This is a genomic window from Salipiger abyssi, from assembly GCF_001975705.1.
Classification (GTDB): domain Bacteria; phylum Pseudomonadota; class Alphaproteobacteria; order Rhodobacterales; family Rhodobacteraceae; genus Salipiger; species Salipiger abyssi.
In genome coordinates, this window is the sequence record NZ_CP015093.1 from 1,604,049 (window position 1) to 1,623,920 (window position 19,872).

Below are 19,872 nucleotides of genomic sequence, written 5' to 3' on the forward strand. Positions count from 1 at the left end.
GCCGCCCTCTCCGCCGGTGTATCGGCGCGGGCAAGAGCAGCGCAGGCCGGGCCTTCGGCCCAACGCCTGCCGGATACTGTCAGCCGATGAAGGCCTTGTAGGCGGCATCGTCCATCAGCTCGTCCATCGCCGAGATGTCCTCGATCTTCATCTTGAAGAACCAGGCCTCGCCCTCGGGATCCTCGTTGACCTTGCCCGGATCCTCGACAATCGCCTCGTTGACCTCGACGATTTCGCCATCGAGCGGCGCGAGGATGTCCGAGGCCGCCTTGACGGACTCGATCACCACGACCTCGTCGTCCTTGCTCACCGTGGTGCCCGGCTCGGGCAGCTCGACAAAGACCACGTCGCCCAGCTGCTCGGCGGCATGGGTGGTGATCCCCACCACCACCAGGTCGTCCTCGATTTCGAGCCATTCATGTTGTTCGGTGAATTTCATGTCGCTGGTCCCTTCCCTGTCAGCGCTTGTAGGTTTGTTTCACAAAAGGCAGCGGCACAACCTCGACCGGCAGCCGCTTGCCGCGCACCTCGCCGTAATAGCGCGTGCCCGGCATGGCGCCCTGCGCGGGGACATAGCCCATCGCCACCGGTCCGCCCACACTCGGGCCGAATCCGCCCGAGGTGATGTGGCCCAGAGGCTCGCCACCCTCTTCGACTTCAAAAAGCGGCACACCTTCGCGCATCGGCGCGCGGCCTTCGGGTTTCAGCCCGACCCTTGCGGTGGCCGCCCCCGTGGCGATCTCCGGCAGGATCTTTTCCGCTCCGGGAAAGCCCCCGGCCCGGTCGCCATCGGCGCGGCGCACCTTCTGGATGGCCCAGAGCAGACCCGCCGCCGCCGGCGTTGTGGTGCTGTCGATATCGTGGCCGTAAAGGCAGAGCCCCGCCTCCAGCCGCAGCGAATCGCGGGCGCCGAGCCCGATGGGCTCCACCGCGTCCTGCGCCAGCAGCGCCTCGGCCAGATCCACGGCGGCGCTTTCGGGGATCGAGATCTCGAACCCGTCCTCGCCGGTATAGCCCGAGCGCAAGACCCAGGCCTCGGCACCGCAAAGCTCGACCGTCGCCACATCCATGAAGCGCATCTCCGACACCGCCGGGTTCAGCGCCGCAAGCGCCGCCTCGGCCTCGGGCCCCTGAAGCGCCAACAGCGCGCGGTCCTCGATATACGCGACCGTGATCCCCTGCGGCTCCAACGCCTTGCGCAGCCGCGCCACGTCGGCCTCCTTGCAGGCCGCGTTGACCACCAGGAACAGGTGATCGCCGCGATTGGCAATCATCAGATCGTCTTCGATGCCGCCGTCCTCGTTGGTGAAGAGCCCGTAGCGCTGCCGCCCCTCGGCCAGCCCCGCGACCGAGACCGGCACCAGCGACTCCAGCGCCAGCGCGGCGCCGTCGCCGCGCAGGATCACCTGGCCCATATGGCTTACGTCGAAAAGCCCCGCACGCGACCGCGTGTGCAGATGCTCTTTCATAACACCGAGTTTGTATTGCACCGGCATTTCGTAGCCGGCAAACGGCACCATCTTCGCGCCAAGCGACAGGTGCAGATCGTAAAGCGGCGTGCGTTTCAGCTCGTCCATGCGCGTCTCACATCCTTTTGGCCCGGATGTGGCGCGTGGCGGCCGGTTCCGGGCATTTCCGCGCGGTCCATCCGCGCCTGAAATGCCCCCTCTGTCCCGTCAGCCTGAGATCGCTATCCCTTCGGCGGGCGCGATTGCCGCGCCACTCTCCAGAGTCTGTCTTTCGCAAAGGTCCCTGTGGCCTGAGAGTTTCCGGGGCGGTTGCTCCTTCGGCACCGGCAGAGCCGGTTCTCCCTTCGCGATGGCCGGACGCTACGACGATTGCGGCTGAGCTGCAAGATTGCTCTGACGCATTCCGAGCGTACAGGGATGCCCGGGCGCGAGAATGTCGATCAAAGGAGCATTGTCGCAGACAAGCGCATCCAAAGTGATCGGATCCAGTGTCGCGTAAAAGGCGCTGGCGGCGTCGGTGAGCGCGATGCGCAGCCGGCAGGCATCGGTCAGCGGGCAGGTATTGTCGACATCGGCAAAGCATTCGGCCAGCGGCACCGGCGCCTCGAGCGCGCGGAACACGTCGCCGATGCGGATCTGTTCCGCCGGGCGCGCCAGCTCCAGCCCGCCATTGCGGCCGCGCTGGGTGTGCAGATAGCCGAGCTGCGCAAGCTGGTTGATCACCTGCGCGAGATGGTTCTCGGACGCATTGCACCTTTGGGCAATCTCGGCTTTGGTCACGAGGCGACCGGTATTGGCCGCGCAATGCATCAGCACCCGGATGGCAATATTGGTTCTCTTGGTCACGCGCACAGGCCGGCCCTCATCATCAATGGTTGCGGCCTTCATACACGATCCGGGAAAAGGTAGTTTGACATATATCAATCGGCGAAGGGCAATGGCATCTTGAGCAGCGCTTTTTTCTTCGGATACGGGTCTCTGGTGAACCGTCTGACCCATGGTTTCACCCCGGCGCATCGCGCAAGCGCGCGCGGCTGGCGCCGGGCGTGGCGCGCGACAGAGATTCGCGAGGTCGCTTATCTCACCGCGATTCCCGATCCCGACTGCGAAATCGAGGGGCTGATCGCGCCGGTGCCGCCCGATGGCTGGGCAGCGCTCGACCAGCGCGAACACGCCTATGAGCGCCGCGACGCGCTGAGCTGCGTGGCGCACGAGGCGCCGGAGGTGGCGCAGCTCGCGATCTATGCCATCGCGCCGGAAAAGCTGTCGCTGCCGAGCGAGGCGCACCCGGTGCTGCTCAGCTATCTCGACGTGGTGATCCAGGGCTATCTCGCCGAATACGGCCCGGCGGGGGCGGAGCGCTTCTTTGCGACCACCACCGGCTGGGAGGCGCCGATCCTCGACGACCGCGCCGCGCCCCGCTATCCGCGCGCCCAGCGCCTCGCCGACGAGGAGCGCGCCTTTGTCGACGCAAGGCTGGCTGCGCTCGGCTGCCGAAAGGTTGCGGCATGACCGCGTCCAAGGCGCTGTTGCTGCTGCTGCGACTGGCGCGCAGTCTGGCGGCGCGGGTGATGCTGGGGGCGGTGGTGGCGCTGGCGGTGGCCTTCCTGTCGCCGCTGGTCGAGCCACTGATCCCCGAAAGCTGGGCCGAGCGCTTCGGCCCGGATACGGTGGTGCCGATCCTGACGATCCTCGCCACCACCATGCTGACCGTGACCACCTTCTCGCTGTCGGTCATGGTGCAGGCCTTCCAGTCCGCCGCGAGCCAGGCGACGCCGCGCGCCTACCGGCTGCATCTGGCGGACACCACCACGCAGACCGTTCTGGCCACCTTCACCGGCGCCTTTCTCTATGCGCTGACCGCGCTGGTGATGTTCCGCACCGGGTTCTATTCGGATGCGGTTTCGGTGGTGATCCTCGGGGTCACGGTGCTGGTGATCGGCGCCATCGTGCTGGCCATCCTGCGCTGGATCGATCATCTCAGCACGCTGGGCAGCATGGACAACACGCTCGATATCGTCGAGCAGCACGCCCGCGGCCCGCTGCGCCGCGCCATGGCGCAGCCCGCGCTGGGCGGCCTGCCATTGCCACCGGATGCGCAGATCCCGGATTCGGCCCGCCCGCTGCCCGCGCCGCAGAGCGGCTATGTGCAATTCGTCGACATGCGCTCGCTGCACGAACGGCTCGCCGCCGCCAATGCGCGGCTGACGCTGAGCGCCGCGCCGGGGCAGCATGTGATCGCGGGCGCGCCGCTGGGCTGGCTGCTGGGCGACGGGGCCGAACCGGACGGGCTCTCAGGCTGCTTCACCATCGGCAAGACCCGCACCGCCGAGCAGGACGCGCGCTTTGGCATCGTGGTGCTGAGCGAGATCGCCCTGCGCGCGCTGTCGCCCGGCATCAACGACCCGGGCACCGCCATCGACGTCAGCCACCGGGTGACCCGGCTTCTCGCCGGGATCGAGGCGCCGGGCACGACGCCGCCGGACTATCCGAGGATCGAAGTGCCCGTCGTCGCGGCGCCGGATCTGATCGAAGACGGCTATCACCCGCTGATCCGCGCCGGCGCCGCGCATCCCGAGGTGATCGGCGTGGTGCTGGACTCGCTCGCGACGCTGGAAGCCTCGGACTGGCCGGAACTGGCGCGGGCGGCGCGGCAGGCACAGGGCTATGCCCTGCGCCACGCCAAATCCGCGCTCACGGTCGCCGACGACCGCGATGCGCTGGCACGGAAATACGGCGGCTGAGCCGGGTCAGTTCCCGGCCAGATCGCGCGCCGGCACTTTCTGGAGCAGCGGCATCACATCGGCCATTTCCGGCCCGCGCTCGCGCCCGGTCAGCGCCTTGCGCAGAGGCATGAAGAGGCCCTTGCCCTTGCGGCCGGTCTGTTCCTTCACCGCCTTGGTCCATTCGCCCCAGGTCTCGCGGGTGAACGGGCCCTCGGGCAGCATCGCCATCGCCTCGGCGATGAAGTCCTTGTCCTCGTCTGCGACCAGCGGCTCGGCGCCCTCGCTGAAGAGCCGCCACCAGCCGGCGAGATCCTTGCGGGTGGTGATGTTTTCGCGCGTGACGCTCCAGAACAGCTCTGCCTTGTCGGCGGGCACGCCCAGCGCGGCAATCTCGTCGGCAACGGCGGACAGCGGCAGCTCGTGCAGCTTGCGCGCGGTCAGCGGGTAGAGGTCGTTGACGTCGAATTTCGTGGGTGCCGCGCCGAACTGGCTCAGCTCGAACCCCTCGGCGATCTCGTCCAGCGACAGGCGCAGCTCCACCGGCTGGCTCGATCCCAGACGCGCCATCAGCGACAAGAGCGCCTCCGGCTCGACCCCCGATTCGCGCAGGTCGCGGATCGACAGCACGCCGAGCCGCTTCGACAGCGATTCGCCCTGCGGGCCGGTGAGCAGCGAATGGTGCGCGAAACTCGGCACCGAGCCGCCCAGCGCCTCGATGATCTGGATCTGCGTCGCGGTGTTGGTGACGTGGTCCGAGCCGCGTACCACATGGGTGACGCCCATCTCGGTATCGTCCACCACCGAGGCCAGCGTATAGAGGATCTGCCCGTCGCCGCGGATCAGCACCGGGTCCGAAACCGAGGCCGCGTCGATCGAGATGTCGCCGAGGATGCCGTCGGTCCAGTCGATGCGCTGCTGATCGAGCTTGAAGCGCCAGACGCCATCGCCGCGCTCTTCGCGCAGCGCGGCCTTTTCCGCATCGCTCAGAGCCAGCGCCGCGCGGTCATAGACCGGCGGCTTGCCCATGTTGAGCTGCTTCTTGCGCTTGAGGTCGAGCTCGGTCGGCGTCTCCCACGCCTCGTAGAACCGGCCGATCCCGCGCAGCTTGTCCGCCGCCTCGTGATAGCGGTCGAGCCGGGCGCTCTGTCGCTCCGTCTTGTCCCAGGTCAGGCCCAGCCATTCCAGATCGCGCTTGATGCCGTCGACATATTCTTCCTTGCTGCGCTCGGGATCGGTGTCGTCGATGCGCAGAATGAAGGTGCCGCCGGCCTTGCGGGCGATCAGGTAATTGAACAGCGCCGTGCGCAGGTTGCCCACATGGATGTGGCCGGTGGGGGACGGCGCGAAACGGGTGACGGTCATGACAAGCTCCTGCTTATGCGCAGGGCACTTCCCACAAGCGCGTGCAATTGTCCAGTTCAGCCCTCTTGGCGAAGCCTCTCCACCCTGCCATGCTGCGGCGCATGAACGATATTCTCACCGTCACGCTGAACCCCGCGCTGGATCTCTCGACAACCGCCGACCAGGTGGTCCCCGGCCCCAAGCTGCGCTGCGATCCGGTCACCGTCGATCCCGGCGGCGGCGGCATCAATGTCGCCCGCGTGGTGGCCGAGCTCGGCGGGCATGCCCGCGCCTTCGTGGCGCTGGCCGGTCCCAACGGTATGCGGCTCGAGATGGCGCTGGCCGAACACAATATCCCGCTGGTGCGCATGAAGGCGCCCGACGAAACCCGCGAGAGCCTCGCCGTGCACGACCGCAAGACCGGCGCGCAGTACCGTTTCGTCATGCCCGGCCCGCAATGGGCGGAGCAGGATGTGGCCGAGGCGCTGCACGCCATCGCGACCGCTGTCCCCAAGGGCGGCATCGTGGTGCTGAGCGGCAGCCAGCCGCCGGGGGTTTCGGTGGAATTCACCACCCAACTCTGCGCCGCTCTGGCCGAACGCGAGGCGCAGGTCATCGCCGACACATCCGGCGCGGCGCTGGCCTATCTCGCGGCAGGCACCGATCCGGCGCCGGCAGTGTTGCGCATGGACAGCGCCGAGGCCGAGGAGCTGGCCGGCCGGCCGCTGGTCACGCGGCTCGAATCGGCGCAATTCGCCGCCGAGCTCGTGGCGCGCGGCGCGGCGGAGCGGGTGATCGTGGCGCGCGGCGCCGACGGCTCTGTCATGGCCGGGCCGGAGGGGCTCTGGCAGGTCAGCGCCGCCAGCGTCTCGGTGCTCTCGGCGGTGGGGGCGGGCGACAGCTTTGTCGGCGCCTTCGCTTTCGGCCTCGCGGGCGGCATGAGCGCCCCCGACGCGCTGGCGCTTGGCGCCGCCGCCGCCAGCGCCACGGTGACCACGCCGGGCACCTCGCTTTGCACCCGGCAGATGGTCTCTGATCTCCTGACTCAATGCGGCGCGAGCGAGATCGCGGCGTAGCCCGGCGCGATCATATTCCTTCACGAGAATTTTTGTAGGCGAAGCGCCAGTCAGCAGCCACCCTCCGGGTTGTGACCGTGAACCGGCGCGCCGCTCTGGCCGCCGGTCACGGGCGGCCTATGTCTCGCAGGATCAACAGGAGGGAATTTTCATGACGGACCAACCCAGGATCACCCGCCGCGCCGCGCTCGCCGGCGCCGCGACGCTGCCGCTGGCCACCGGCCTTGCCGGGCGCGCCCGGGCGCAAACAGCGATGCAGGGGGCGCAGGTGCCCAAGGTGAACCGCGTGATGCTCGGCGATTTCGAGGTTTCGGCGCTGATGGCCGGGACCCGCACAGTCGAGGAGCCGCATGGCATCTTTGGGATGAATGTCGGCGAAGAGGAGTTCGCCAGCGCCTCGGAGGCGGCGATGATCCCCACTGACAAGGCTCAGTTCTTTTTCCACCCGACGCTGGTCAATACCGGCTCCGAGCTGATCCTTTTCGACACCGGCCTGTCCCCCGAGGGCATCGTCGCGGCGGTCGAGGCGGCGGGCTATGGCGCCGACGAGGTGACCCATGTGGTGATCACCCATATGCATGGCGACCATGTGGGCGGGCTCACGGGCGGTGATGGCCCGACCTTCGCCAATGCCCAGCATGTCACAGGCCAGGCGGAGTTCGACCACTGGTCGAACGCTGGCGGCGACGCTTTCACCGGCAAGGTGCAGCCCCTGGCCGAGCGCTTCAGCTTCATCGGCGATGGCGACAGCGTCGCCTCGGGCGTGACCTCGGTACTGGCGCCGGGGCACACGCCGGGCCATATGGGCTTCATGCTGGAAAGCGGCGGGCAGCAGCTGATGCTGATCGCGGATCTCGCCAACCATTATGTCTGGTCGCTGGCCTATCCCGACTGGGAGGTGCGCTTCGACACCGACAAGGCCATGGCCGCCGCCTCGCGCCGCAAAGTCCTGGACATGCTCGCCGCCGACAAGCTGCCCTTCATCGGCTATCACATGCCATTCCCCGCCCTGGGCTATGCCGAGACGCGCGGCGATGGGTTCCATTACGTGCCGCACAGCTATCAGCTGATGCTGGGCTGAGGGCTTTGCACGGCGTGCGGTGGGCAGAATTGCCCACCCTACGCGCCAACGCGGGCGTCGAAGGCGTGCCCCCCGGCTTTCATCTTTCTGGAAATACTCCAAAAACACCGCCTGTTGCCGGGGGCGTAAAGGAGTATTTGGAGAAAGATGAAAGGGCTTCGGTCAGCGAAAAGCGGGGCCGTGCGCCCAGATGGTGAGCGAATGACGTTCGCCCTCCTCGACCGGGGTGACCCGGTGCAGCAGGAAGGAGGGAAAGAGCGTCGCGCTGCCGCGTTCGGGTGCGGCTTCGGCGCTGTGGGCGGAGGGCATGATCTCGAGCGTGCCGCCGCGATAGCTCGCCGGGTCGGAGAGCTGCACCACCATGGTCAGCTTGCGCCGCGCGGCGAGGCGACCGTCGCCGATATCGGAATGCCAGCCGAAATGCCCCTGCCGCTCGGCACCGTAGCGCGCCACCTGGGCGCTCTCGTCGAACGCGTCGAGATCGAAACCGAAGGCCTCGCGGTTGGCGCTGCGGACGATCTCGATGATCCGCGCCATGATCCATTCGGTGCCCGGCACGTCGTCGAGCCAGACCAGATCGGCGCGGCGCAGATTGTGGTCGCGATTGCGGCCGACGAGCCGCGCGTCGGCGCTGGGGGCGGCGCGGGCGAGGTCGATGATGCGGTCGCAATCGGCATCGGCGAAGGCGCCCGGGATCTTGTGAACGGTCAGCATTTTGGGTCTCGGAGAACAGGATCGCGGTTGCTTAGCGCCAAACCCGCGCTTCGCTGGCCGGAACGCGACGGGGCGGACGGAAAACGACCTTTTCCTTGCGTCGTTTCACGCCCATATCCACGGGATGAGCGATCCCGATCTGTCCGCCTTCTACAAGATGGCCCGCGCCGCCGTTGCGCAGTTTCCCGAGCCCTTCCGCCAGAGCGCGGCGGAGGTGGTGCTACAAGTGGTCGACTGGCCGCCCGAGGAGATCCTGCGCGAGATGGAGATCGGCGATCCGCTGGAGCTGACCGGGCTATACGAAGGCATCCCGATGACCGAACGCTCGCTGACCTGGCCTTCGCCCTATCCCGACCGCGTCTGGCTCTTCCGGCAACCGATCCTGGCGGAATGGCGCGAGCGCGGCGACATCGCGCTCGAAGATCTGGTCACCCATGTCACCGTGCACGAATTCGCGCATCATTTCGGCTGGTCGGACAGTGACATCGCCACAATCGACCGGTGGTGGGAGTAGGTCGCCCGCGTCCCAGCGCGGGCGACCCGTGGGCAGGGTCAGGTCGCGCAGCGATCCTGACTGCATCACTCGGCAGCAATGCCGGGCGCCCCGCGTCCCAGCGCGGGCGACCCGCGGGCAAGGTCAGGTCGCGCAGCGATCCTGACCGCATCACCCGGTAGCCATGCCAGGCGCCCCGCGTCCCGGCGCGGGCGAGGCGCGCATACCGGCACGCGCCGCGCCATCACCTCTTGCGATAGATCCGCCCGCCGCCGGCCTTCCGACCCGTATCCTTGACATCGGGCAGCCTGCCCGCCCTCACCGCGTTCAGAAATTCGCGCCCGATGCGCACCTTGTCACCGATCCAGAGCCTGTCCCAGCCCTCGCCGTAGAGCTCCGGGAAGTGGAATTCCCCCGGCGACAGCGCCGCGGCGCGATCGTGCAAGCGGTTCAGCAAAGCCTCATCCATCCTGTCCTCCTTTCAGCCAAACACCCGCTCCGCCAGCGGCATCAGCTGGACAAAGCGCCGCGCCTGCGCGGCGCTGCGGGCCTCGGCGCGGGCCGGCAGCCCCCACCACTCCGCGAGCACCCGGTTGCGCAGCAGCAGCCCCACCGAAGGATCGTCCGGCCCGACCAGAGTGTACCCCTCGAAAAACGCCTTCCGCGCAAAATCCGGCAGCACCTCGCCCCGTGCGATCCTCTCCTGCGGGGCGTGCAGGATGGCGTAATCTGCCAGCAGCCGCGCGATATCGTGTCCTACTGGCACAACACGACCGGCAGCGAAATCGATCCCGAGACAGCCCGCCCTGTCCAGCAGCAGATTGCGCAGATGCAGATCGCCATGGGTGCGCGCGGTCATCGTCTGCCGCCCCTCATAGCGCGCGGCGGCGGAAAAAATCGTCTCTATACAGGCCAGAAACCGCTCTTTCTGCGCAATCTCGCGCGCCCCCTCCAGCACCTCGCCCCGCACCGTGTCGAGATAGCGCAGGGTGAATTTCGGCTGAAACACCCGCGCCTCGCCCAGAGTCGCCCGGTGATAGCCATCGAGCCAGGCGCCCGCCCGCCGCAGCAGCCACGCCTGCGCCTCCGGCGGCGCGCCCTCCAGCATCACCGATAGCGGCTGGCCCGGCGCCAGATCCATCGCGCAGGCGCGGGCCTCGATATCCAGCGCATGCAGTGCCGGCACGCCCTGCGGATAGACCTCCATCGCCTCCAGATGCGCCGACATCGCCTCGGCGAAACCCTCCTCCGGGCGCCGCTGATGCTTCAGCACCAGCACCCGCCCGTCCGGCCCGTCGAGCCGCAGCAGCACCGTGGCCACCCGCGCATCCTCGCGCCGGGCGAGCGGCACCGCGCGCCACGCGCCGGGATCCTCGCCCATCTGCGCCGCGAGCGCCGGCCACAGCGCCCATGCGGCGCGGCCAAGATCGGCCTCTTGCATTTCCATCCGCGCGTCCCTGCTCTATGTCCCCGGAGGGCAACGCCTTGTGGCGGCAATGTCCAGCCCCCATATGGCGGCAAGCACGAAAAGGAGACGACGACCATGGCCGATCAGGAGTTCCCCGGCTGGCACGGCACCACGATCATCGGCGTCCGCAAGGGCGGGCAGGTGGTGGTTGCAGGCGACGGACAGGTGAGTCTGGGCCAGACCGTGATCAAGGGCAGCGCGCGCAAGGTGCGGCGGCTGTCGCCCGGCGGCTCGGACGTGGTCTGCGGCTTTGCCGGCTCCACCGCCGACGCATTTACCCTGCTGGAGCGGCTGGAAGCCAAGCTGGAAAAGACCCCCGGCCAGTTGCAACGCGCCTGCGTCGAGCTCGCCAAGGACTGGCGCACCGACAAGTATCTGCAAAAGCTCGAAGCCATGCTGATCGTCACCGACGGGCACGAGCTTTACGTGATCACCGGCGCCGGCGACGTGCTCGAACCCGAGCATGACATCGCCGCCATCGGCTCGGGCGGCAATTTCGCACTGGCCGCCGCGCGCGGCATGATGGACACCGACCGCTCGGCCGAAGAGATCGCCCGCCGCGCCATGGCCATCGCCGCCGATATCTGCGTCTACACCAACGGAAACCTGACGGTGGAGACCATCTCGGGCGCCTGAGCCTCGGCGTCCGGCAGCCGCTCCCAGCGGTCCCCGTCGCGCAGATAGCGCTTTGTCCCGATAAGGTTGAAACCCTCGCCCTCCAGCCCCCAGGTCTCGACCGAGACCCGGGGGCCCGAGAGCGTCAGCAGGTTGAAAGTGTTGCGCTCGCCGCCGCGCAGCCTGTCCGACAGCCCGGTGCCCGCCTGCACGAATAACAGACCCGGATGCGCCCGGAACGGCGCCACGACGGTCTGGTGCAGGTGGCCCGAGAGCACGATCTGCGCGCCGCAATCGGCAAAGCGCCGCAGCGCCGCGCCCGCGCCGCGCATCAGCCGCTTCTCGACCTCCGGCCCGTGCTGAAGCGGGTGGTGCAGCACGACGATCCGCGCCCTCTCGCCAGCCTCGGCAAAGCCGGCGCAGGCACGCTCGATCCGCCGCTCGGAAAGCCGTCCGCGCTGCCAGGCAAAGCGATTCACCGTGTTCACGCCGACCACCACCATGCTTTCGGTCTCGTGACGCGGCTCAAGCTCGGGCGAGATCGCGCTGCGATAGCGTTTCCAGGGCGCGAACATACGGACCCAGAGATTGTCGAGCGGCGTGTCGTGGTTGCCCGGCACCGCCAGCCAGGGCTGCGTCAGCCGGTCGAGAAAGCCGCGGGCGCGGGCAAATTGCGACACCCGGGCGCGCTGGGTGAAATCACCGGAGATCGCGACGAGATCGGGATCGAGCCGGTCGATGGCCGATAACAGAGCCTCTTCCAGCCCTGCACGCTCCCGGCCGTAATGCAGATCGGACAGGTGCAGGACGCGGGTCACGCTTCAGGGTCTCCCGGCAGCATCAGGGTCAGTGGCGCCTCCGACATCTCGAAACGCAGCGGCCCGGCCATCATGCGCTTTTCACCGTCGAAGGCCACCAGCGAGCGGCGCCCCTTGGGCCGCTCGACGGTCAGCCGGTCGCAGCGGTAGAGGTCGTAATCCTCACCCTCCGCCGCCACCCGCGTGGCAAGCCGCGCGCTCATGCGGAAGAGATCGCGCCGCGTCTCGCCCCGCACCACAAGCACCGCAAAACCGCCCTGCTCGATGGCGTCACCGCCCGCCAGCCCGAAGCGTTCGAGCTGAAAGGCCGACCGGCCGACAAAGACCAGCGGCGTGCGCCGGGTCTCCTGCACCTCGCCCATATCCAGCGTCACCCGCATCGGCTTGCGAAAGCGCAGAAAGCTGCGCACCACCGACCAATGCGCCATCAGGCGGCGGCGGCCCCAGCGCGCATAAACCGTCTCGCGTTCCTTCAGAATCGCCGGGTAGATCCCGAGGCTGGCATTGTTGAGAAAGACCTGCCCATTCACCGTGGCGACCCGCTGCTCGACCGCATGCCCCGCGAGGATCTGCCTGGCGGCGGTCAGCGGATCTTCGTCAAAGCCGAGCCCGCGAACGAAATAGTTGAAGGTGCCCATGGGCAGCACGCCCAGCGGAATGCCCGTGCCGAGCAGCGCCGAGGCCGTCGCCATGGCGGTGCCGTCGCCGCCGGCGGAGACCACCATCTCGGGGCTCGCCCGGCGCAGCGTCTCGCTGAGCTGTTCAGGCGAGCGGAACGGGCATAGCGTCGCGCCCAGCGCCTCCTGCACCGCGTCGATGGCGGCGCGGTCGCGGGCATTGCGCCCGGAGCCGGGATTGACCACAAGCAGCACGCCGCCGGTCTCATCGGAGGAGGCGGCTTCTGCATCGGAAACGGGCCCGGCATCGGGGAGAGCGGCGGCTTGCATGACGGATGGGCAACGCCGCAACCGTATCGCCGGTTCCGCGTTGAGGCTTGGATTCCGGGCTGCGATGTATATGTGACCCGCAACGGCAGGCCGCCCCGGCCGCGCAAGGACAGGACCGAAATGACAGATCTGACCCCCCGCGAAATCGTCTCGGAACTCGACCGATTCATCATCGGCCAGAAGGACGCCAAGCGCGCCGTCGCCGTCGCCCTGCGCAACCGCTGGCGGCGCAAGCAGCTCTCCGAGGATCTGCGCGACGAGGTCTATCCCAAGAACATCCTGATGATCGGCCCCACCGGCGTCGGCAAGACCGAGATCTCGCGCCGGCTCGCCAAGCTGGCGAAGGCGCCCTTCATCAAGGTCGAGGCCACCAAGTTCACCGAGGTCGGCTATGTCGGGCGCGACGTGGAGCAGATTATCCGCGATCTGGTCGACGGTGCCATCGCCATGGTCCGCGAGCAGATGCGCGAAGAGGTCAAGGCCGCCGCCCACAAGGCCGCCGAGGACCGGGTGATCGAGGCCATCGCCGGCACCGACGCGCGCGACGCCACCCGCGAGATGTTCCGCAAGAAACTGCGGGACGGCGAGCTCGACGACACCGAGATCGAGCTCGACGTGGCCGAGACCGCCAGCCCCTTCCCGATGATGGAGGTCCCCGGCCAGCCAGGCCAGAACATGGGGATGATGAACCTCTCCGATCTCTTCGGAAAGGCCTTTGGCGGGCGTACCGCGCGCAAGAAGATGACCGTGGCGCAGAGCTATGAGGTGCTGATTCAGGAAGAGGCCGACAAGCTCCTGGACGACGAGGCGGTGAAGGCGGCGGCGCTCGAAGCGGTGGAGCAGAACGGCATCGTGTTTCTCGACGAGATCGACAAGGTCGCGGCGCGGCAGGAAACCCGGGGCGGCGACGTCTCGCGCGAGGGCGTGCAGCGCGACCTGCTGCCGCTGATCGAGGGCACCACCGTCTCGACCAAGCACGGGCCGGTGAAGACCGACCACATCCTCTTTATCGCCTCGGGCGCCTTCCACATCGCCAAACCGTCGGATCTGCTGCCCGAGCTTCAGGGCCGGCTGCCGATCCGGGTGAATCTGCGGGCGCTGACCGAAGAGGATTTCGTCCGCATCCTGACCGAGACCGACAACGCGCTGACCCGGCAATACACCGCGCTGATGCAGACAGAGGAGGTCACCGTCACCTTCACCGAGGAAGGCATCCACGCGCTGGCGAAGATCGCCGCACAGGTCAACGAGAGCATCGAGAATATCGGCGCGCGCCGGCTCTACACGGTCATGGAGCGGGTCTTCGAAGAGCTCTCCTTCACCGCGCCCGACCGTGGCGGCGAGACCATCACCGTCGACGAGGATTTCGTGGAAACCTATCTCGGCGAACTCACCCGCAGCGCCGATCTGAGCCGCTACGTGCTCTAGAATTTCTTTTGGATAGAATCCCTTAAGGACTCCAGTGCGTTACTGGTGTTCCATGTGATAATTTTTTTGTATTTAACCGTTGTAAATGTCGCTATCAGCGAACATAGTTACAGGTACTTACCTCTCACTAAGGGTAAGTACCAATAAAGGGTGAGGCCGCCCGACTGGGCGACCTCTGTTAGACACACATCTAACTTTTAAAGCAGTTTCAACTGCTTCGGCCTCGGCCAATGGCGGTAATGCGCGGACACGCATTCCCGCCTGCCGAAGCGCCAACGATAATATTCGCGAACGAAAACCATCGCTGCACCTCCTTTCAGAAGCGCCGATCATTAAGGATCAGCTCTCATTGGGGCCGAATGCTCCCAATTCAGCGGGTTCCTCCCTCATAAGGGGATCATCCGGCTCTGGAGGTGCGCTTATCTTGGGTAGCAATTATCTCCGAGACAACTGGTTTTTCCTCAAAACTGACCAATATTTGGTATTGACGGATACCGATTCCACCATTTGTGCTCCTGATCATTGACTCGTACTTGATGAAATCCGCGAACTCATAGCCCTTCTTCTCTTTCCAAATACCGCCCGCCGGAGGCGTCCGGCCCCTACCGCCAAAGCTGGGGCCGGGATAGACTCGCAGCGGTCACGCAAGGGAGGCGCCGGTGAAACGCTCACGCATCAACGAGATCCTGCGCGAAGGCGATGCCTTCATCCGCAGCCACGGGGTCAGCCTGCCGCCCTTCGCCTACCTGACACCGGAGGAGCTGCGCTCGACCGATCATGCTGAGATCAAGCGCCGGCGCATGGGCTGGGACATCACTGATTACGGCGGCGGCGATTTCGACCGGATGGGGCTGTTTCTCTTCACGCTGCGCAACGGGCTCAGCCACGATCTCGGCAAGCATAGCGCCATGCTCTACGCCGAAAAGATCATGATCTCGCGCCGCGATCAGCTCAGCCCCAACCACCGGCACGATCTCAAGGTCGAGGACATCATCAATCGCGGCGGCGGCACGCTGGTGCTGGAGCTGCACGCGGCCACGCCGGAGGGCGGCATCGACCGGCACGCGCCGGTGACGGTGATGTGCGACGGCATCGACCGCACCCTGCCGCCCGGCGGGCATCTGAAGCTCGATCCCGGTGAATCGGTGACGCTTTTTCCCACCACCTGGCATGCGTTCTGGGGCGAGGGCAGCGACGTGCTGGTGGGCGAGGTCTCGACGGTGAATGACGATCTCACCGACAATATCTTCGAGATGGAGATCGGCCGCTTTTCCACCGTCGAAGAAGACGCGCCGCCGCTGCACCTGCTGGTCTCGGATTACGACGACAGGCTCTGAGGCACCGGGCGCCTTACGCCAGCCACCACCGTTCGGCAAAGCGCGCATTGTCCATCGCCCAGAGATTGCCCAGCGCCGCCGGCGTGGCGATACGCTCGCTGACCGCCTGAAGGTGATTGGCAAAGACCGGCACCAGAAGCCCGCCCTCATCGCGCAGGATCTGCTGCATCTCGCCGTAAAGCGCCCGACGCCGCGTGCCGTCGAGCTCCGAACGCGCCTCGCCCAGCAGGGCCTGAAAGCGCGGGCTCTGCTCCATGCCCCATTGCGTCTCGTTCCAGGGCGCGCCGTGCTGGAGCGCGGTGGAGAACATCCAGTCTTCGGTCACCCGCCCGGACCAGGCGCAGGCGCAAAAGGGCCGCTGGCGCCAGACCTGCGACCAGTAGCCCTCGGCGGGCTCTGCCGTCACCGCGATCTCGATCCCCGCCGCGCGGGCCGCATCGCGAAAAAGCGCGGCGGCCTCGGGCGCGCCCTCAAAGGCAGCCTCGGAGACCGACAGGGGCAGCGTCAGCGACGAGAGCCCGGCCTTGCGCAGATGATGGCGGGCGCGGTCCGGATCGTAGGGCGGCGGGGTGAGATCGGCTGTGTAGTGATTGGCGGGGCCAAGCGGGCTGTCGGCGCCGATGCGCCCGTGACCCAGCAACACCCGATCGAGGATCGCCTGCCGGTCGATGGCGTGTTTCAGCGCCTGCCGGAGGTGCAGCGCATCGAAAGGCGCGGTCGCGCTCTGCATGGCGAAACCGTAATAGGCATTGCCCGGCACGTCCTGCAAACGCAGCCCCGGCGCGCCGTGCAGCCGCGCCGCGCGCTGCGGTGCCACGCGGTTGATCGCATCCACCTGACCCGAGCGCAGTGCCGCCACCCGCGCGGCGCCGTCGTTCATCGCGTGGAATTCCAGGGTGTCGAACCAGCCCGCCTGCCCGTCCTTGTAATGCCCGGCCACCCGCTTGCCGAGAAACCGCACGCCCGGCTCGAAATGCTCGACGCGGTAGAGCCCGGTGCCGATGCCGCGCGCCATTGCCTCCTCGATCTGCCCGGCGGGGTAGATCAGCAGGTGAAAATCGGCGAGCAGATAGGGAAAATCGGCGTTGCCCGCCGACAGCGTGAACCGGATACGATGATCCGAGAGCCGCTCCATCTGCGCGATGGAGGCCACAAGCGGGCGCGCGCCCGAGGCGGCTTTCGGGTCGAGATGCAGGCGCAGCGAGGCGATCACGTCCTCGGCCACGAAGGGTTTGCCGTTGTGGAACCGCACGCCCTCGCGCAGCGTCACCGTCCAGATCCGCGCATCGGCGCTGGCCTGCCAGCCGGTCGCCAGCTCGCCACGCAGCGAACCATCTGCGGCGACCTCGGTCAGCGTGTCGAACACCGCGCCCTGCCCGGCGGCGATCATGAAGAAATCCGCGTGCTGCCGCGCGTCCCAGCTGTCGGAGCGATGCGCCCCGCCCAGCCCCGCGCGCAGCGTGCCCCCGCCCGCGCCGGAGCGGCGGCAAGACCCGACCCGCCCAGCACCGCGGCGGCGAGAGCGGATTGGATCAGTCGGCGGCGGTGAAAGGCCGTCATGGCAGTTGCTTACCCGTCACGTTGCGGCGGACTCGCCGCCGGTGTCTCTCTGTCCTGCCCAGTATCGCCGGCAAAGCGACGTCAGGCAATGAGGCGATGCTCCGCCTCGGCGTCCAGGCATTCTATGTGCAGATGCGTGCATCCCAAAGCAAACCGTCTGTTGACCTCGCGGCAGGTCTCCTCCAGCAGATCCAGCGCCGCCTCCCTGAGCTCTGGCATCACCAGAAGATCCAGACGCAGCACCCGCTCCTTCATCAGACCGTCGACATCGTAGGGGCCTTCTTCCTTCTGCCCGTCCGGCGCCCAATACCCTGTGGCAAAGCTCACCGTCAGCCCGCCGAAATCCCGCGATATCGGCAGGGCGATGGCATCCGCCGCCTCGCCCAGCCTATCAGAGCCGCTGCCCATAAGGACGACGATCCGGCAGCGCCGCGCATCGGGGATCTGTTCTGCTGTCATCTATTTCTCGCTCAGATAGGTGATCAGCATGAGCAAGAGCAGGATGCCGACCGCAAAGTAAAGCACCATGTCCGGCGACCGGTCCTGAAACATGTCGAGCAGCCCCACGACATCGTCCGGCCCCTGTGTGCGGGCCTCATTGACCATCACCAGCGCCAGATCGAACAGCGAGAGGCCACCGATCACCGCGACAAAGCTTTTCAGAATGCGGGTCTGAGCCAGTTGGCGCGCCCGGTAATAGCGGTCGATCTGCTTGCGCAGGAGCGCCGCCCAGCCGCGCACATTCTCAAATTGCAGCTCGCTCTCCCACGATTTGTGGATATAGCGCGCAAGCTGCCGCCGGACCCCCTGAAGACCGTAAAGCGCCCGCTCGTGCTGGAGCCGGACAAAATCCAGATGGTCGAGCTTGCGCTCCAGCGTGCCGAGAATCTGCCGCCGGATATCGCGCTCGCCGGCATGTTCCAGCACCCGGACCTCGGCAAGCAGGATGGTCTGGTAGCGCGACAGCAGCGTCGCGTAGAACTGGCAGAGGCTCATGCTCCGCATCCAGTCCTCGGTAAAGCGCTCCATGGCGGAGCCGGCGACCGAAAACAGGCTGTTGCCGGATCCGACCCAGGCGCGGGCACCGTCGAGATCCTCGGCCTCCGGCGGCAACCCGCCGAGCTTCGAGACCAGCGGATCGCCGGGCGCCGCGTCGTCTGCCACGATCACCGAGCGTGCCGTCCAGACCGGGCTGTCGGGCAACTCCGATACCGGCGTGTAGACCGAATACTCGTCGGGCGCGCGCAGCACCTTCATCGCGCCGCCGTCATTGGCCAGCTCGCGCTGAAGCGTGTCGAGACAGTGGTGAATATGCCTGCGAAAGAGCCGCTTCGTCGCGCCGGTCAGCGCATCGTCGAATTCGGAGCTCGGGCAATCGAGCCGGTCGGTCGCCCATTCGACGAACAGCACCCCGATGCAGTCGTCGTAGAAATGCAGCTCGGCGGAGAGCGCGCGAAACACCTGATCGCCGCGCGTGACCTCGACCCCGTCGCCGGTTTTCAGCCGCAGGATCACCGTGGGCTGAAAGAACACCGGCAACGCGTCGTGCCGTACCGTGCCATAGCCGAAGGGCCAGTCGGGAAAATCCACCTCGAACCACTCCGTCACCGGCGCGATCTTGCGGATCGCGGTGACCAGCCGCGCGCTTTCCTCGCGCGTGCGTCCCAGACTGTAGAAGTTCAGAGAGCTTTCGAAGGGCGACACCGTAAAGAGCCGCGCCCGTCGCATCCCGCATCCGGTTTCGGCCGTCATGTCGCTGCGTCCCCTCCAGATCCGGCGCCGTCCGCGACAGACTAGATGCCGGAATTCTCCTGTAAACCCTCCTGCCCGGCGATCCTGTCCATGGCGCGCACCAGTTCGGCGCTGATGCCCGGTTCCGACAGGGCATGCCCGGCATTGCGGATCATCCGCAGATCCGCCTCGGGCCAGGCCTGCGCCAGCTCCCAGGCGCGCTGCGGCGGGCAGATCATGTCGTAGCGACCCTGCACGATCACCCCGGGGATGCCGTGCAGCCGGTCGACATTCTTGAGGATCCAGCCATCCTCTTCGAGAAAGCCGTCATTGACGAAATAATGGTTCTCAAGCCGCGCAAAGGCGCGCGCGTAATCTCCCGGCGCCTCGCCGCCCGAACCGCTGGAATAGACCGACGCGAGCGCGTTTTCCCAAGCAGACCAGGCGCGGGCAAAGCGCGTCTCGTCCTGGAGATCGCCGGAAAACAGCCGCCGGTGATAGGCGCCGATCAGATCGCCGTGTTCCTCCGCCGGAATGAGATCGGTGAAGCGCGCCCAGGGCTCGGGCCAGAATTGCCCGGCGCCGCCGCCATAGAACCAGTCGAGCTCGGTCCGGGTCATCATGAAGACCCCGCGCAGCACCAACTGGCGCACGCGCTCGGGGTGGCTGATGGCATAGACCAGCGCCAGCGTCGCACCCCAACTGCCACCGAAGACGATGAACTGCTCGATGCCCAGCGTCTCGCGGATGCGCTCGATATCGGCCACCAGATGCCAGGTGGTGTTGTCGGTGACGCTGGCATGGGGCCGCGAGCGCCCGCAGCCGCGCTGATCGAAGAGCACCACGCGGAACACGCGCGGATCGAAATAGCGCCGCATCGCCGGCGAGCAGCCGCCCCCCGGCCCGCCATGCAGCACCACGACGGGGATGCCCTGCGGGTTGCCGCATTGTTCCATATAGATCTTGTGCCCGTCGCCCATGTCGATCATGCGTTGATCGAACGGGTCGATGGGCGGGTAGAGATACTGCACTGCGCGCTTTTGGCCCGGGAATTTGTCCATGATCCAT

The 19,872-nt window shown here is 67.0% G+C and carries 21 protein-coding genes and 1 riboswitch; of the genes, 8 read left to right on the plus strand and 13 right to left on the minus strand.

Annotated elements, in window-relative coordinates; translation table 11 throughout:
* Positions 1 to 79: 79 nt before the first annotated feature.
* From gcvH to Ga0080574_RS11305, 3 genes are all read right to left on the minus strand, one after another.
* Positions 80 to 439 carry a glycine cleavage system protein GcvH gene (gene gcvH / locus Ga0080574_RS11295; protein ID WP_076698903.1) on the minus strand — a complete coding sequence of 120 codons (360 nt, stop codon included), beginning with the start codon at positions 437 to 439 and terminating at the stop codon, positions 80 to 82.
* A gap of 19 nt (positions 440 to 458) precedes the next feature.
* Positions 459 to 1,577 (minus strand): glycine cleavage system aminomethyltransferase GcvT, encoded by a 1,119-nt coding sequence (gene gcvT, locus Ga0080574_RS11300; protein ID WP_076698906.1) that lies wholly within the window; start codon positions 1,575 to 1,577, stop codon positions 459 to 461.
* 159 nt (positions 1,578 to 1,736) lie between these two features.
* Positions 1,737 to 1,823: riboswitch (glycine riboswitch) on the minus strand.
* 6 nt (positions 1,824 to 1,829) lie between these two features.
* Positions 1,830 to 2,321: an RrF2 family transcriptional regulator gene (locus tag Ga0080574_RS11305; RefSeq protein ID WP_076705892.1), complete on the minus strand. Its 492-nt coding sequence runs from the start codon at positions 2,319 to 2,321 to the stop codon at positions 1,830 to 1,832.
* 93 nt (positions 2,322 to 2,414) lie between these two features.
* Here Ga0080574_RS11305 and Ga0080574_RS11310 point away from each other — a divergent pair, with 93 nt between their 5' ends.
* Both Ga0080574_RS11310 and Ga0080574_RS11315 read left to right on the plus strand, forming a co-directional pair.
* The gene (locus tag Ga0080574_RS11310; protein WP_076698910.1) at positions 2,415 to 2,981 is read left to right on the plus strand and encodes a gamma-glutamylcyclotransferase family protein; all 567 of its coding nucleotides are present in this window, start codon (positions 2,415 to 2,417) and stop codon (positions 2,979 to 2,981) included.
* A complete protein-coding gene (locus Ga0080574_RS11315; RefSeq protein ID WP_076698913.1) occupies positions 2,978 to 4,213 on the plus strand; it encodes a DUF2254 domain-containing protein in 1,236 nt (411 codons plus the stop codon). Before Ga0080574_RS11310 ends, Ga0080574_RS11315 begins: the two co-directional genes overlap by 4 nt.
* 6 nt (positions 4,214 to 4,219) lie before the next feature.
* Here the strand turns inward: Ga0080574_RS11315 and gltX are convergent, their stop codons facing one another.
* A complete protein-coding gene (gene gltX, locus Ga0080574_RS11320) occupies positions 4,220 to 5,557 on the minus strand; it encodes a glutamate--tRNA ligase (RefSeq protein ID WP_076698916.1) in 1,338 nt (445 codons plus the stop codon).
* A 101-nt stretch (positions 5,558 to 5,658) separates the two neighbouring features.
* Here gltX and Ga0080574_RS11325 point away from each other — a divergent pair, with 101 nt between their 5' ends.
* Complete coding sequence (locus tag Ga0080574_RS11325; RefSeq protein WP_076705894.1) at positions 5,659 to 6,612, plus strand: 1-phosphofructokinase family hexose kinase; 954 nt, start codon at positions 5,659 to 5,661, stop codon at positions 6,610 to 6,612.
* Between the two features lie 151 nt (positions 6,613 to 6,763).
* Entirely contained in the window at positions 6,764 to 7,693 is a 930-nt protein-coding gene (locus Ga0080574_RS11330; RefSeq protein WP_076698919.1) for an MBL fold metallo-hydrolase, read from the plus strand.
* 162 nt (positions 7,694 to 7,855) lie between these two features.
* Here the strand turns inward: Ga0080574_RS11330 and Ga0080574_RS11335 are convergent, their stop codons facing one another.
* A complete protein-coding gene (locus Ga0080574_RS11335) occupies positions 7,856 to 8,407 on the minus strand; it encodes a 2OG-Fe(II) oxygenase (protein ID WP_076698923.1) in 552 nt (183 codons plus the stop codon).
* 124 nt (positions 8,408 to 8,531) lie between these two features.
* Between Ga0080574_RS11335 and Ga0080574_RS11340 the strand changes: the two genes are divergently transcribed.
* The gene (locus Ga0080574_RS11340; RefSeq protein WP_076698926.1) at positions 8,532 to 8,921 is read left to right on the plus strand and encodes a metallopeptidase family protein; all 390 of its coding nucleotides are present in this window, start codon (positions 8,532 to 8,534) and stop codon (positions 8,919 to 8,921) included.
* Between the two features lie 223 nt (positions 8,922 to 9,144).
* On the opposite strand, the gene Ga0080574_RS11345 is transcribed toward Ga0080574_RS11340, so the two are convergent.
* Positions 9,145 to 9,369 (minus strand): DUF1413 domain-containing protein, encoded by a 225-nt coding sequence (locus Ga0080574_RS11345; RefSeq protein WP_076698929.1) that lies wholly within the window; start codon positions 9,367 to 9,369, stop codon positions 9,145 to 9,147.
* 12 nt (positions 9,370 to 9,381) lie between these two features.
* Entirely contained in the window at positions 9,382 to 10,347 is a 966-nt protein-coding gene (locus Ga0080574_RS11350; protein ID WP_076698932.1) for a phosphotransferase, read from the minus strand.
* Between the two features lie 96 nt (positions 10,348 to 10,443).
* Here Ga0080574_RS11350 and hslV point away from each other — a divergent pair, with 96 nt between their 5' ends.
* Complete coding sequence (gene hslV, locus Ga0080574_RS11355; RefSeq protein ID WP_076698935.1) at positions 10,444 to 11,004, plus strand: ATP-dependent protease subunit HslV; 561 nt, start codon at positions 10,444 to 10,446, stop codon at positions 11,002 to 11,004.
* Here hslV and Ga0080574_RS11360 read toward each other — a convergent pair.
* Entirely contained in the window at positions 10,959 to 11,801 is an 843-nt protein-coding gene (locus tag Ga0080574_RS11360; RefSeq protein WP_076698938.1) for a metallophosphoesterase family protein, read from the minus strand. The two genes, hslV and Ga0080574_RS11360, sit on opposite strands and share 46 nt — an antisense overlap.
* Positions 11,798 to 12,748, minus strand: coding sequence for a diacylglycerol/lipid kinase family protein (locus Ga0080574_RS11365; RefSeq protein ID WP_083716823.1), 951 nt, complete (start codon positions 12,746 to 12,748; stop codon positions 11,798 to 11,800). The genes Ga0080574_RS11360 and Ga0080574_RS11365 overlap by 4 nt, the downstream gene beginning before the upstream one ends.
* 120 nt (positions 12,749 to 12,868) lie before the next feature.
* Between Ga0080574_RS11365 and hslU the strand changes: the two genes are divergently transcribed.
* Positions 12,869 to 14,176 (plus strand): ATP-dependent protease ATPase subunit HslU, encoded by a 1,308-nt coding sequence (gene hslU, locus Ga0080574_RS11370; RefSeq protein WP_076698941.1) that lies wholly within the window; start codon positions 12,869 to 12,871, stop codon positions 14,174 to 14,176.
* A gap of 659 nt (positions 14,177 to 14,835) precedes the next feature.
* Positions 14,836 to 15,513, plus strand: coding sequence for a D-lyxose/D-mannose family sugar isomerase (locus tag Ga0080574_RS11375; RefSeq protein ID WP_076698944.1), 678 nt, complete (start codon positions 14,836 to 14,838; stop codon positions 15,511 to 15,513).
* A 13-nt stretch (positions 15,514 to 15,526) separates the two neighbouring features.
* Here the strand turns inward: Ga0080574_RS11375 and Ga0080574_RS11380 are convergent, their stop codons facing one another.
* From Ga0080574_RS11380 to pip, 4 genes are all read right to left on the minus strand, one after another.
* Complete coding sequence (locus Ga0080574_RS11380; protein WP_237219362.1) at positions 15,527 to 16,903, minus strand: ABC transporter substrate-binding protein; 1,377 nt, start codon at positions 16,901 to 16,903, stop codon at positions 15,527 to 15,529.
* A gap of 251 nt (positions 16,904 to 17,154) precedes the next feature.
* Positions 17,155 to 17,532 (minus strand): hypothetical protein, encoded by a 378-nt coding sequence (locus tag Ga0080574_RS11385; RefSeq protein ID WP_076698947.1) that lies wholly within the window; start codon positions 17,530 to 17,532, stop codon positions 17,155 to 17,157.
* Positions 17,533 to 18,825: a hypothetical protein gene (locus tag Ga0080574_RS11390; RefSeq protein ID WP_076698953.1), complete on the minus strand. Its 1,293-nt coding sequence runs from the start codon at positions 18,823 to 18,825 to the stop codon at positions 17,533 to 17,535.
* Between the two features lie 41 nt (positions 18,826 to 18,866).
* Complete coding sequence (pip, locus tag Ga0080574_RS11395; protein WP_076698956.1) at positions 18,867 to 19,865, minus strand: prolyl aminopeptidase; 999 nt, start codon at positions 19,863 to 19,865, stop codon at positions 18,867 to 18,869.
* Between the last annotated feature and the right edge of the window lie 7 nt (positions 19,866 to 19,872).